Annotated in this window: 14 protein-coding genes; 5 read left to right on the top strand and 9 right to left on the bottom strand. The window is 60.7% G+C overall.

The features are described from left to right. Positions 1 to 105: 105 nt before the first annotated feature. From MTP38_RS03580 to MTP38_RS03570, 3 genes are all read right to left on the bottom strand, one after another. Positions 106 to 753 (bottom strand): hypothetical protein, encoded by a 648-nt coding sequence (locus MTP38_RS03580; RefSeq protein ID WP_249234290.1) that lies wholly within the window; start codon positions 751 to 753, stop codon positions 106 to 108. Between the two features lie 209 nt (positions 754 to 962). After that, entirely contained in the window at positions 963 to 1,199 is a 237-nt protein-coding gene (locus tag MTP38_RS03575) for a type II toxin-antitoxin system MqsA family antitoxin (RefSeq protein WP_249234289.1), read from the bottom strand. Further along, entirely contained in the window at positions 1,199 to 1,906 is a 708-nt protein-coding gene (locus MTP38_RS03570; RefSeq protein WP_249234288.1) for a Bax inhibitor-1/YccA family protein, read from the bottom strand. Before MTP38_RS03570 ends, MTP38_RS03575 begins: the two co-directional genes overlap by 1 nt. A 110-nt stretch (positions 1,907 to 2,016) precedes the next feature. Between MTP38_RS03570 and hemW the strand changes: the two genes are divergently transcribed. Further along, the gene (hemW, locus tag MTP38_RS03565; RefSeq protein WP_249234287.1) at positions 2,017 to 3,099 is read left to right on the top strand and encodes a radical SAM family heme chaperone HemW; all 1,083 of its coding nucleotides are present in this window, start codon (positions 2,017 to 2,019) and stop codon (positions 3,097 to 3,099) included. A 3-nt stretch (positions 3,100 to 3,102) separates the two neighbouring features. Here hemW and MTP38_RS03560 read toward each other — a convergent pair whose 3' ends face one another. From MTP38_RS03560 to MTP38_RS03550, 3 genes are all read right to left on the bottom strand, one after another. Then, positions 3,103 to 3,792, bottom strand: a complete 690-nt coding sequence (locus MTP38_RS03560; RefSeq protein ID WP_249234286.1) for a hypothetical protein — start codon at positions 3,790 to 3,792, stop codon at positions 3,103 to 3,105. 447 nt (positions 3,793 to 4,239) lie between these two features. After that, the gene (locus MTP38_RS03555; RefSeq protein WP_249234285.1) at positions 4,240 to 4,839 is read right to left on the bottom strand and encodes an ATP-binding cassette domain-containing protein; all 600 of its coding nucleotides are present in this window, start codon (positions 4,837 to 4,839) and stop codon (positions 4,240 to 4,242) included. Between the two features lie 2 nt (positions 4,840 to 4,841). Further along, on the bottom strand, positions 4,842 to 5,609 hold the full coding sequence (locus tag MTP38_RS03550) for an ABC transporter permease (RefSeq protein ID WP_227620332.1): 768 nt from the start codon (positions 5,607 to 5,609) through the stop codon (positions 4,842 to 4,844). Between the two features lie 172 nt (positions 5,610 to 5,781). Here MTP38_RS03550 and brnQ point away from each other — a divergent pair, with 172 nt between their 5' ends. Further along, positions 5,782 to 7,056 (top strand): branched-chain amino acid transport system II carrier protein, encoded by a 1,275-nt coding sequence (gene brnQ, locus MTP38_RS03545; protein WP_249234284.1) that lies wholly within the window; start codon positions 5,782 to 5,784, stop codon positions 7,054 to 7,056. 48 nt (positions 7,057 to 7,104) lie between these two features. Here the strand turns inward: brnQ and MTP38_RS03540 are convergent, their stop codons facing one another. Then, positions 7,105 to 8,124 carry an ABC transporter substrate-binding protein gene (locus MTP38_RS03540; RefSeq protein ID WP_249234283.1) on the bottom strand — a complete coding sequence of 340 codons (1,020 nt, stop codon included), beginning with the start codon at positions 8,122 to 8,124 and terminating at the stop codon, positions 7,105 to 7,107. Between the two features lie 163 nt (positions 8,125 to 8,287). Here MTP38_RS03540 and MTP38_RS03535 point away from each other — a divergent pair, with 163 nt between their 5' ends. The 3 genes from MTP38_RS03535 to MTP38_RS03525 are packed head-to-tail and all read left to right on the top strand — an operon-like array spanning position 8,288 to position 10,544. Next, positions 8,288 to 8,974 (top strand): Crp/Fnr family transcriptional regulator, encoded by a 687-nt coding sequence (locus MTP38_RS03535; protein ID WP_249234282.1) that lies wholly within the window; start codon positions 8,288 to 8,290, stop codon positions 8,972 to 8,974. A 14-nt stretch (positions 8,975 to 8,988) separates the two neighbouring features. After that, positions 8,989 to 9,969, top strand: coding sequence for a glycosyltransferase family 2 protein (locus MTP38_RS03530; RefSeq protein ID WP_249234281.1), 981 nt, complete (start codon positions 8,989 to 8,991; stop codon positions 9,967 to 9,969). Then, positions 9,966 to 10,544 (top strand): flavin reductase family protein, encoded by a 579-nt coding sequence (locus MTP38_RS03525; RefSeq protein ID WP_249234280.1) that lies wholly within the window; start codon positions 9,966 to 9,968, stop codon positions 10,542 to 10,544. The genes MTP38_RS03530 and MTP38_RS03525 overlap by 4 nt, the downstream gene beginning before the upstream one ends. A gap of 416 nt (positions 10,545 to 10,960) precedes the next feature. Here MTP38_RS03525 and MTP38_RS03520 read toward each other — a convergent pair whose 3' ends face one another. Further along, a complete protein-coding gene (locus MTP38_RS03520) occupies positions 10,961 to 12,013 on the bottom strand; it encodes a DmpA family aminopeptidase (RefSeq protein WP_227620326.1) in 1,053 nt (350 codons plus the stop codon). A gap of 57 nt (positions 12,014 to 12,070) precedes the next feature. After that, positions 12,071 to 13,009, bottom strand: coding sequence for a homoserine O-acetyltransferase MetA (gene metA, locus MTP38_RS03515; protein WP_249234279.1), 939 nt, complete (start codon positions 13,007 to 13,009; stop codon positions 12,071 to 12,073). Positions 13,010 to 13,017: the final 8 nt, after the last annotated feature.

The following is a 13,017-nucleotide window of genomic DNA, read 5'->3' as shown; positions in this document are numbered from 1 at the left end:
CCCGGCGGATCGGGGCCTAACGAGTTCATGATTCAGTGGGCGGGCATTGCTGCGGCTGAGGCTCAATCCTCAGAAGCACCTTCATCAATGCCACCGTCATTCTTATCAATTTTTATCCGGATTCTGATTCGGCTTATAATCCGGATTCGTTACAGCAGTAGTCTTAAAGAGCGCGACCATGTACTTCTTACCGTTAATTTCACCGGTAGCAACGGCAACATAAAATTTGTCACCATCGGTCCAATTACGGTTCCGCTCAGAATCCTTAACTGTGGCAGGCGGATTGATTTCGTCGTCCAAGCGGTTCTCCATCAGTTGAAGCGCGTAGTAAATATTCTGGCTGCTGCTTGCAGACAAAGTTGTGCTAATATCGACAAAGCCAAACTCATACAGCGGCGAATTCTCATCATCAATGGTTGCTTTGGAGAACTGCTTTGCCCAATCCTTCAGCTTCAGCTTTGCAGCGCCATCGTTCACGATGGCCCAGTACATTTCATCGATGTCCTCGCCACCTTGAAAATTGATTTTCTTACCGGCGTCATCCACGATTTCCACCAAATCGTTTACCTGAGCCTGCAATTTTTCATCGCCCTTTTCGAAGGTAATACCCTCACCATAAAATCTTGACCAGTCATTCAGCGCATCGAGCATTTTCACGGTAGCCACACTATTGCTGTTGTTGCAGCCCGTCAGGACGGACAGCGCCAGCACACCCGCAAGGGCGGCGGCGAGAACCTTTTTGAACAGTTTCATTCGAAACCCCTCCTCAATAAAAATAAGCCTTGTGTGATGCTGCCGCAAACATCGTCCGCCGCATCACCACACAAATTTTACCCCCCCCCCGAATTCTGTCAACCTTTTCCTCGATTTTTGGCAAATCGCACAGTTATCATGATTCAAAGCAGGCATTCTGACAAAAAGAGCCGCCGTGCAAACGCTCTGCACGGCGGCTCCCTTATTTTTTATGCAGCACAATCCGGGAAGTTTACGACCGTGATCTCTGCCACAGCCTTTTCGACGGTCTGCAAAATACGCTCTATCTTTTCTATCGTGTCTGCCGACAGAACGACCTCACCGCACTGTTCACACTTCATACAGGGAACATTTTTGATGACAACGACACAGTTCTTTAGCTGTACGGTGTGGATAGTCGTGCCGGGCTTCATCTCGCCCTTGCAGAAAAAGCAGGTCATGTTCATCAGTTGTTGCGGCTGCGGCTGTTCATGCCCAGCAGGCGGACAACATACAGGAAGATGTTGATGAAGTCCAGATAGAGGGTCAGTGCGCCGTAGATGGAAGCCTTCTCGGCCATCTCGGCGTCGCCTGCGTAGTAGGCGTAGATCTGGCGCAGCTTCTGGGTGTCGTAGGCGGTGAGCAGCATGAACACCACCAGACCGATGCCGCAGTAGAGCACCGAGGCACCGAAGCCAAAGCCGAAGAGCGCGCCCACGAGGCTGGTGACGATCATGGCCACCAGAGCCATCATCAAACGGGGACCCCAGCCGGTGAGGTCCTTATGGGTGGTGGTGCCGTACACGGCCATAAGGCCGAAATAGACCGCCGTGGCGAGGAAAGCCATGACCAGAGTGCCCACCGAGAAGAGCAGGAAATAGTAGCTCAGCACCATGCCGTTGAGGATGGCGTAGCCAAAGAATGCGGCCCGCGCCCCGTCGATGGACATCCTCTGCACCCGGGCGCTGAGCATGAACACCAGCGCCAGCTCGGCGATGGTAAGCAGGAAGTAGAGGGAATCGACCAGATAAATGAGCGGCGTGGTCGCCGTGATATAGGCCATTGCGAAGGTGACGAGCAGGCCGCCGGCCATCCAGCGGTAGGTGCGGGTCATATAGTCCGATGCGCTCATCGAAGGCTCCGCATAGCCGCGGTCATAGTTGTTGTAATCCATAGGGAATCCTCCATTCAAAATCAGGGCATCGGCCTCGGCCTTGCCCCGGTCTACGAAATATAGTATACTGCATAGAAATGAACGATTCATGAAAAAGGCTGTGATATTTGATGTCCCTCGGACTTTATCTGCATATTCCCTACTGTTTTTCCAAATGCCGGTACTGCGATTTCTACTCTGCCCCCGGCCAGCGCGGCGTGCCCCGCGCCTATGTGGACGCTCTGCTGCGGGAGCTTTCCCGCTTTGCGCCGGACGCCCCCCTGCGGCCGGACACCCTTTATTTCGGCGGCGGCACCCCCAGCCTCCTCGCCCCCGCAGACGCTGCCCGCCTCATCGACGCCGCCCAGCCCCTGCCGGGGGCAGAGATCACGCTGGAAGCGAACCCCGAGACGGTGACGGAGGCGTCCCTCCGGGCGTTCCGCGCCGCAGGCGTCAACCGCATCTCCTTCGGCGTCCAGTCGGCCCGGGACAGCCAGCTCAAGACGCTGGGCCGTCCCCACACCGCAAAGCAGGCCCGTGCGGCCTTTGCCGCCGCACGCCGGGCCGGGTTCGAGAACATCAGCGGCGACATCATGCTGGCCCTGCCCCATTATACGCAGGCCGAGTTCGACGAGACGCTGGAGCTTATCGAGGAGGGCGGCGCGACGCATATTTCGGCCTACCTCTTAAAGATAGAGCCGGACTCTGCCTTTGGCCGGACGCCCCCCGAGGGTCTGCCCACCTCCGACGAGGCGGCGGACTTCTACCTCTACGCCGTCGAGCAGCTGGAGCACCACGGGTATCTGCAGTACGAGATCTCGAACTTCGCCCGCCCCGGCTATGAGGGGAAGCACAACCTCATCTACTGGGACTGCGGTGACTATCTGGGCATCGGCCCCGCCGCCCACTCCTGCATGGGCGGCAAACGGTTCTACTACCCGGCCGACACCGAGGCTTTCCTGCGGGACGAGGCCGCGCCGGTCATGGACGGCGGCTGCGGGGCGGAAGATTATCTCATCTTACAACTCCGTCTCCGCAAGGGCCTGAACCTCGACGAATACAAAAAACGCTATGGCAGGGAGCTTTCCAGCGCACAGCGGGCTTTCGTGCAAAACTGTGTGAAGAGCGGCTACGCCAGCTTCGACGGCCGCACCCTCGCCCTCACCCCCGCCGGGCTTATCGTGCAGAACAGCATCCTCGCCGAGCTGTTGTGAGCCTCAGTGGAGGGCAAAGCTCAGGGCCGCCAGCACAAAAATTCCAACGATGTCGGTGATGCGGCCCATCCGCTGCATCGAGTAGTACCAGTCGGTCGGCTCGCCGCCGGATACCTCCAGCCCGTGGCGGAGATTCCAGAACAGCAGCGGGAAGCGGAGGTCCAGAAACAGCAGCAGCGCCAGCGCCCCCATCGGCAGCAGGAGAGCCACGCTGCCCCGGGTCTCCCGCCGTCCGCCGACGGCCACATTATAGAGCCAGCCGCAGCTGGGCCAGAGGTCATCTTTCTGGTATTCGCCATTGACGATGACCTTCACCTCGTCGGCCAAGCCCCCGTCGTCCTCCCGCCAGAGGATGGCATCCCCGGGGTCGCCCAGTGCACTCCCGTCAAAGACAAGCGCCCCGTCCTGATAGAGCTTTACCTCTGTGCTGTCCTTCGCCTCGATGCGGTAATGCCTCGTCTCTCCGTCCAGCGTGAACGCTGCCTCGGCTTCGCTCTCCGTCCCGGAAAGCTGCAGGGTGTAGGCCGCATAGGCATCCTTGCCCGAAAAGCTGCCGTCTGCCTGCCGGTACAAAAAGGCGTCCCGCAGCCAGACCCCCGGACGGAGGGCGGCGAAGAGGTAGACGCCAAGCAGTACGAGACAGACGATCCAGCAGGTGCTCGTCTGCATTTTGTGGAAGATCGATCCTTTCATACAGCTTTCTCCTTGACAATCCACGTTAAAACGCATATACTAGAAATACAAAAGGTGCTGCCCCAAAAACGGCTAGCTCCTTACCATACGCGAGCAAAAAAGATTGACCGGCATACTTGGGGAAGTAGGTGGCGGTCAGTCTTTTTTGTTTTTATGATCTTTGTCGTCATGGCTGATTTTCCATGTAATGTCGAAGACACCATAGGCTACGCTGAAGACGAGCGTCAACAGCAGCAAAACCTCGGACAGAGTCATGCGCTATCCCTCCTTCTGCCAGAACATCGGGAGTATGCGCCAAAAAAGCCGCTCTCCCGATGCCTGTTCACTCGAAAGTTAAACAAGAGCGCATCGGTAAGGAGCGTTCGCCGCCTGCGTTTGAGGCAACACCTTTGCAGTCCGGAGACTGCATTCCTAGCATAGCATAAATTCTTTCAAATTACAATCGCCCTACCCCAATTCAATGACCCTCCACCCCAGCTCCCGGATGGCCGCTTGGTCGTGGGTCGCCAGCAGGGCGGGCTTTGCGCCGCAGCGTGCTTTGAGCATGGCTGCGGCCTTTTTCATGGCGGCGGGGTCCATCCCGGTGAACGGCTCGTCCAGCAGGAGGGTGTCACTCTCGGCCCAGAGGGCACGCAGGAGGGCGGTGCGCCGCTTCTGGCCGCCGGAGAGCTTCCGGGCCGGCAGGGCGAGGGCCTCATCATCGAGTCCAAGCTGTATAAGGTCTTTCCTTATCTGCTCTTTGTATTGCGTTTTTGCCTTGTACTGCTCCGCCGGGAGCACCAGCGCCACATTTTCCTCTGGGGTGAGCTGGGGGCAGAGCCGGTCCTCCTGAAAGACCACGCCGACCCGGCCCACCCCCTCCACGCTACCGGAGGTGGGCACTTCCAGCCCCATTAGGATGCGCAGCAGGGTCGTCTTGCCCCAGCCGCTGGGTGCCCAGAGCACCGCCGGGCCGTCCACCGTCAGGGACAGACCTTCGAAGAGCGTTTTCTCTCCGAATCGTTTTGTCAGGTTCTTTATTTCCAGTTTGTTATGATATTCTCCCATTTTTATGCCCCCTCTTCGCCCAGAACTGCCGTCACCGCCCTGTCCAGCAGGGCGAGGAAGAGCTTTTCGAACACCGCGCTCAACAGGATGATGACGAAGGTCCATGCGAACAGCTCCCCGGTAGAGAGGGTGATCTTCGCCCGATAGAGGGCGTCGCCGATGCTGCCATCGGGCAGGCCGATGACCTCCGCCGCCACGCCGCTCTTCCAGCAGATGCCCAGCGCCACACTGCACCCCTGCCGGAACGCAGGCAGCACCGCCGGGAGCCAGACGGCCCGCAGACGCCGCCCCAGCGGCAGGCGGAACACCTGCGCCATCTCGAGAAGCCGGCGGTCGGCGCTCCCGATGCCGGTGCGCACCGCGCCGTAGAGGACGGGCAGCACCATCAGGAAGCTGATGAGGACCGACAGGGACGAGCCGCTGACCCACACCAGCGCCAGAATGATGAAGCTGGCCACCGGGGTGGCCTTGACCAGCTGCATCACCGGGGCGAGAAGGGCGTCCACCCACTCCCATTTTTCCGCCGCCACCGCCAGCACGGTACTGGACAGTGCACCCAGCCCGAAGCCCAGCAGGATGCGCCCGGCGCTGAACGCCACCCGCTGCCAGAACTCCGCCTGCGGCAGAAGCTGTACCAGCGTCCCCAGCGCCTGCACCGGCGAGACCAGAAAGACCTCCTGCCCGATGGCCATTGCCGCCGCCTGCCAGACGCCCAGCCAGAAGACCGACGCCGCCAAGAGCTGAAGGCGGCGCTTTTTTGTTTTTTCCATCTGTTTCTCTGCTCCTCTTCTTTTTTCGCTTTCAGAATATCACATCATGTGAAAGAATACAATCCTTCATCTTTTCTTCTCTTGACATGAAGGGGATAAAACTCTACACTGTAATAAAGCAATCCGTGTTTCATATTTTACGCGCTCCTGCGCACGACTGGGAGAGATGACCATGCACGAATCCACGCAGGCCCTCCGGGGCAAAAAGCTCTTTCTGGTGGGGTTTACCCTGTTCTCGATGTTCTTCGGGGCGGGCAACCTCATCTTTCCGCCCTTCCTCGGCGCACAGGCCGGGACGGCGCTCTGGCTCGCCTTCGCAGGCTTTGCCGTCAGTGCTATCGGCCTGCCCATCGCGGGCGTGGCGGCGGTGGCGCGGGCGGGCGGTCTGCCCGTGCTGGCCGGGCGGGTGCATCCCCGCTTTGCGCAGGTGTTCGCTGTGCTGGTCTACCTGTCCATCGGCCCCTGCCTCGCCATCCCCCGCACGGCCAGCACCTCCTTTGAGATGCTGACCCCTCTGGTGGGGCGGAGCACGCTGGGGCAGTTTCTCTACTCCCTTGTATTCTTTACGGCAGCGTACTTTGTGGCCCTCCGGCCCGAAAAGCTGACCCAGCGGCTGGGCCGCATCCTCTGCCCCGCCCTGCTGGTGCTCATCGTGGTGCTGTTCGCGGGCTGCCTCCTCCGCCCTGCTGCCTCCGGCTACGGCGTGCCCACTGCGGCTTACGCCGCCCTCCCCGCCGCGCAGGGAATATTGGACGGCTACCAGACCATGGACGCGCTGGCGGCGCTCAACTTCGGAGCCGTCATCGCCCTGAATATACAGGCCGTCGGCATCACGGAAGAAGCCGCCGTGCGGCGGGGCACCATCCGGGCCGGGCTCGTCGCAGGCGGGATGCTGCTGGTGGTCTACGCCATGCTGACCCACATCGGCGGCATCTCGGGGGCAGCGTTCCCCGGCTGTGACACCGGCGCGGCCGTCCTGACAGCGCTGGCCGACGGCCTGTTCGGCCGGGTGGGACAGGTGCTGTTAGCCGCCATCTTCGTCATCGCCTGCTTCAACACCTGCGTAGGACTCATCGCCAGCGTGGGCGAATACTTCCATGAGCTGCTGCCCCGGCTGTCCTACCCTGCCATCGCGGCCTTCTTCGCACTGATGAGTATGCTTCTGGCCAACATCGGCCTTGCGGACATCCTGAGTCTCTCTGTCCCGGTGCTGAACGCCATCTACCCCATCGCCATCATCCTCATCGTGGTGGAGTTTCTGCCGGAACGGTTCCAGCGCCCTCCGGTCTGGCGGCTGGGCGTCCTCTTTACCGCCCTCCAGAGCATCCCCGCCGCCCTGCCCTTCGGCCCTCTCTCCGGGTTCATGAACGCCCTGCCTCTGAGCGGCCTCGGCTTCGGCTGGCTGCTCCCGGCCCTCATCGGCATCGGTGCCGGCCTCGTCTTATAACGTGAAAAAACTGCCGTACAGCTGTGCGGCAGTTTTTCGTTGCAAAACTTACTTTGCAGAGTTGCGGATGGCCGCCATGACCTTGCGGAGGACGGACGGCTCGGTGTAGTAGAAGCCATCGTCCGGCAGCTTGCCGCCCACAGAAGCGGGCGAGGCATCGTAGAGCACCTGCAGATAGGCGGAGATGTCCTTCTTCATTTCCTCGCCGTTGCGGTAGACGATATTGCACTTGGGCAGGGCCTTTTTGGCGATCGCCGCCTTGGCCACCACGCCGACCTGCTCACACAGGGCGGCAGTTCCGTCGATGTCCTCATTCGCAGCCTTGACGCTCTTCTGGTAGTCGGTCAGGAAGGCGGCGATGACGTCCGGGTTCTTTTTGGCGTACTCGGTGCGCACCACGGTGACGCCGGTAATGAGCTGGGTATCGCAGATCTTGTTCCACTCGCGGGTCAGGTCAAGGACGACGCGGAGGCTGCTGTCCTTCATCTGGGCGGCAGTGACGTAAGGCTGGGGCAGAACGGCGATGGCGTCCTTCTTGGCAGCGGCCATCTGGGCCGTGACCTCAGAGGCCTCGCTGTAATACTCGATCTTCACGTCCCTGTCGGGGTCGAGGCCGTTCTTCCGGAGCAGATAGCGCAGGACGTATTCCGGCGTCGTGCCCTTGCCGGTGGAGAGGATGGTGCGGCCCTTGAGGTCGGCGAAGCTGTGGACGGTGTCGCCCTTCTCCACGACGTAGAGCACACCCAGCGTGTTCACTGCCATGACCTGAATGCCGCCGTTCGTCTTCTGGTAGAGGGTGGCGGCGAGGTTGGCCGGGATCGCAGCCATATCGAGGTCGCCCTTGATGAGCTTGGGCACGATCTCATCGGCTGCACCGTAGAGCTGCAGGTCGTAGTCGAGGGAGGCGGTGCCCTCCTTCTCCATGCTCAGCAGGTTGACGAGGCCCATGGTGGTGGGGCCTTTCAGGCCGGCGATCCGCACCTTGGTGTTGGTCTTGGCCGATGCGCCGCAGGCCAGCATACTCACCAGCAGCACCGCCGACAGGAGCAGAGATGTCAGTTTTTTCATTTTGTACAGTTCCTCACTTTCATCGGGATAAATTTTCCCGCAGAAAATTTGCAAAAACCATTTGCTTTACGCCCCCAAGTTTACTATAATAAAAGAAAAAATACCGTTGCGTATGCAACGGAATCGCAGAAGGGCGGTGAGGGCCCGGGGAAAACCTCACGGAATGGGTATGGAAAACTATCTTCCGCTGTTACAATCCACCTCTCTGTTCGCCGGGCTGGAGGCCGAATCGCTCCGGGTCCTGCTGGGCAACGTGGGAGCCGTATTGCGCACCTACAGCCGGGGCGAGACCCTCGTGCTGGCCGGGCAGACCAACCGCCGGGTGGGCGTGGTGCTCTCGGGCACCATCGAAGCCTATCACCCTGCCGCCAGCGGGGCGCGTCTGCCCATCAGCCAGATGGGGCCGGGCGGCGTATTCGGCGACGTGCTGGGCGGCTCGAGCCTTTCCAGCCCGGTGACGGTGATGGCCTCCGCCCCCTGTGAGGTGCTGCTGATGCCCTACGAAAAGCTCCTGCTGCCCGGGGCCGACCCGGCCCGCCAGCGGGTCTTACAAAATCTCGTGCGCACCATCAGCGACAAATATTTCCTCCTCTCCCGCCGGGTGGACCTGCTGCTGCTCAAGAGCCTGCGGGCCAAGGTGTGCGCCTACCTCCTCAGCGAGGCGGAGGTGCACCACAGCCTTACCTTCACCATCCCCTACTCCCGCATCCAGTTGGCCGATTACCTCAACTGCGACCGCAGCGCCCTCTCCCGGGAGCTGAGCCTCATGCAGCGGGACGGCCTGCTGGAGACTTATCGGAGCAGCTTCAAGCTGCTGGAGCCGGAAGCGCTGCGGCGGATGGTTTTATAAAGGAGAACTTCATCATGTCCAAACCTATCCTATGGATCGTCATCCCCTGCTACAACGAGGAGCAGGTGCTGCCCATCACGGCCCCCCTGTTCCTGAAAAAGATCAACGACCTTGCCACAGCGGGCCTTGTCAGCGAGAAGAGCCGGGTGCTCTTTGTCAACGACGGCTCCCGCGACGCCACATGGTCCCTCATCCAGAGATTTTCCGCTGAGGACGAGCACTTCATCGGCATCTCCCAGAGCCGCAACCGCGGCCACCAGAACGCCGTGCTGGCCGGGCTGATGGAGGCGCTCCACAGCGGCAGCTGCGACATTACCATCTCCATCGACTGCGACGGTCAGGACGACATCAACGCCATGGACGAGATGGTCAAGAAGTATCTCGCCGGGGCCGAGGTGGTCTATGGCGTGCGCAGCCGCCGGGACACCGACACCTTCTTCAAGCGGTTCACCGCCGAGGGCTTCTACCATGTGATGAACGCGCTGGGGGCCGACATCGTCTTCAACCATGCCGACTACCGCCTCATCAGCACCCGTGTGCTGGAAAGCTTTGCCGACTACCGCGAGGTGAACATCTTCCTGCGGGGCATGGTGCCGCTGGTGGGCTACCCCAGCGACACCGTCTATTACGAGCGCCACGAGCGTCTGGCCGGTGAGAGCCACTACCCGCTGCGCAAGATGCTGGCCCTCGCCTTCGACGGCATCACCAGCCTGTCGAACAAGCCCATCCGCCTCATCACCGGGGCGGGCATCGTGGTCAGCCTCATCAGCTTCATCGGCGTCCTCTGGGCCATCGTGCAGGCGGTCAGGGGCAGCGTCGTGGCCGGCTGGGCCTCCACCATCTGCATCGTCTGCTTCATGGGCGGCGTCCAGCTGGTCTGTCTGGGCGTCATCGGCGAATACGTCGGCAAGATCTACATGGAAACCAAGGCCCGCCCCCGCTACATCATCAGCGAGCGGACATGGGCACCCTACGAAAGGAAGTATCACGGATGAACAAACAGAGCTGGCGGGGCAGCACCCTGCTGAACCCGGAGCCGCCGGTGCTGGTCTCCTGCGGCGGGCTGGACAAGCCCAACCTCATCACCATCGGCTGGACGGGCACCATCTGCACCCAGCCCAGCATGGTGTCCATCAGCGTCCGCCCCGAGCGGTACAGCCACCATCTCATCAAGGAGAGCGGACAGTTCGCCATCAACCTGCCCACCGAGGCACTGGTGAAGTCGGTGGACTGGTGCGGCGTCAGGAGCGGCCGGGACTTCGATAAATTCGCGGCCTGCGGCCTCCATGCCGCCCCCGGCTCGGTGCTGACGGACTGCCCCATCCTCGCCGAAAGCCCCGTCAATCTGGAATGCCGGGTGACGCAGGTCATCCCGCTGGGCAGCCACGACCTCTTCCTCGCTGAAGTCGCCGCCTGCGACGTGGACGAAAGCCTGCTGGACGAAAATGGCAAGCTCTGCCTCGACAAGGCCAGGCTCATCGTCTACAGCCACGGCGAATATCTGGCACTGGGCAAAAAGCTGGGCACCTTCGGCTACAGCGTCCGGAAGAAAAAAGCACGGCGGAAATAACTTCCCCGTGCTTGACAATTCGCGTAAAACAAACTATACTAAAAATAGAAAAGGCACTGCGACAAGCGGTTAGCCTCTAGTCTAAGGTTTTAAGCTCTATTGAACCGTCGCCTTTGCCGAGGTGGCGGTTCAGCGTTTTTTCACGATAATGGTGATAGTAAACTCACCAATATGGAAAGTAATCCGCATTGCCTCACCCCCTTTCGGGAAGTGTAGGCCAACCGCCTGCCGTATGTGCAGTGCCTTGCCGCCAAAGCAGCAAAATTAGTATAACACAGTTTTCGACAATCTGCAATCACAAAAGCCGCAGGATGCATAAAGCATCCCGCGGCTTCGATTTTATCGCAAGGCAAGAAATTAGTGCGACATGAAAACAGCATATTTGCGATATGCAATTCAACGCTGTTGCTGCTGCATTAAAAAGTTGAATTGCTATATTTCAGCAGATCACTCAAGCACTTGACCGTCCGGCCATGATGGCCGGTAACGGTCTCCGCGTGGAGCAGACTGCTCAGGACGCTCTCCTCCACGCACTCGGCCACGGCCCGGAACAGGGGGTTGATGGCGTCGTCGTGGACCATGCCCATTGGCAGGATGGCCTTTTCCGAGTCATGGGGCACCCGGTTCGCGGTGGTGAAGGCGATGACGATCTCGCCCGAACCGTTTCCGCAGAAGGAGCCGGTGCGGGACAGGCCCACCAGCGCCCGGTGGCAGAGCCGCCGCAGCTGGCGCTCACTGAGGGGGATGTCCGTCGCCAGCACCGTGATAATAGAGCCTTTGTCCTCGTGGGGCGGGATGCTGGCGTCCAGCAGGGTCTGGATGGGGGTGCCCGCCACTACGAGGTCGTCGAAGACGGCGTGGTTGGAGAGCACCAGCGCACCGATGGTGTAGGGCTTCCCGTCCAGCTCCACCACGCGGGAGGCCGAGCCGATGCCACCCTTCAGGCCATGGCAGCGCATTCCCCGGCCTGCGCCCACCGCACCCTCGGCGAAGTCGGCGCGGCAGTCGGCCAGCGCGGCCCACACATTTTCCTCGGTGACATGGAGGCCCCGGATGTCGTTCAGGCCGCTGTCGTTGCACTCGCAGACCACCGGGTTGACGCTGCCGGTGGTCTCGCAGATGTCGGGGTTCCGGTCCAGCATATACTTCACCAGCGCCGTCTCCACCGTGCCCACGCTGAGGGTGTTGGTGAAGAGGATGGGCGTCTCCAGCGTGCCCAGCTCCTCGATCTGGACAAGGCCGGTGGTCTTGCCGAAACCGTTGATGACGTGGCTGGCCGCCATCACCTTATCGTGGAAAATATCCCCCGGATGGGGCAGCAGGGCGGTGACGCCGGTCTGGACCTCGCCGTCCGACAGCGTGCAGTGGCCCACCGTGACGCCCGGCACGTCACTGATCTTGTCCAGCGGGCCGCAGGGCAGCTTGCCCACCCGGATGCCCCGGTTTTTCCATTCTGATTCGATTCCCATACAAATTCTCCTTACAAAAATGCCCTCCTCGTTTCGTGCGGAGAGGGCGTTCTTTGTTTATTCTTCCCCGTGCTCCACCCGCTTGATGGCTCCCAGATCGTAGGGCGTATTCTGGTAGACGTAGTAGTTCAGCCAGTTCTCATACAGCAGATGTGCGTGAGCGCGCCAGCGGAAGAGGGGCGGCTGGGCGGGGTCGTCCTCTGGGTAGTAGTTCTTCGGCACAGCGATGGGCAGGTCCTTGGCCACATCCCGCTTGTACTCGGCGTCGAGGGTGTACTTGTCGTACTCCGGATGGCCGGTGACGAAGATCTGCCGGCCATTCTCGGTGCTCATCAGGAAGGGGCCTGCCTCGTCGCTCTCGGCGAGGATGCGCAGGGCCTTGCAGTTCAGCACATCCTCGCGGGAGATGCCGGTGTGGCGGCTGTGGGGGGCGTAGAACACCTCGTCGAAGCCCCGCACCAGCGGGTTCGAGGGGCGTGTGACCCTGTGCTCGAAGACGCCGAACATCTTCTCGTCCAGCAGCTGCTTGCGGATGCCGTAGTGGTAATAAAGCCCCGCCTGCGCACCCCAGCAGACGTGGAGGGTGGAGTAGACATTCGTCTCGCTGAAGTCCATGATCTCGCACAGCTCCGGCCAGTAGTCCACCTGCTCGAAGTCGATCTTCTCCACCGGTGCGCCGGTGATGATCATGCCGTCGTAGCGGTTATTCTTCACCTCGTCGAAGGTCTTGTAGAACGTCTCGAGGTGGGCCGCCGAGACATGGGTCGCCGCGTGGCTGGCCGTCTGCAGCAGGGTCATGTGCACCTGAAGAGGCGTATTGGCCAGCAGGCGGGCGATCTGCGTCTCAGTCGCAATTTTCGTCGGCATGAGGTTCAGGATGAGGATCTCCAGCGGGCGGATGTGCTGGGAGAGCGCCCGTTCCCGGTGCATGACGAAAACATTTTCCTCGTAGAGGGCGTCATAGGCGGGAAGGGTCTTGGGGATGATCAGGGGCATAGCGATTT

Origin of the sequence: Faecalibacterium sp. I3-3-89, from assembly GCF_023347275.1 — a bacterium.
Taxonomy (GTDB): domain Bacteria; phylum Bacillota; class Clostridia; order Oscillospirales; family Ruminococcaceae; genus Faecalibacterium; species Faecalibacterium butyricigenerans.
Note: the sequence above shows the minus strand (reverse complement) of the source record. Positions and strands in the feature narration are given on the sequence as shown.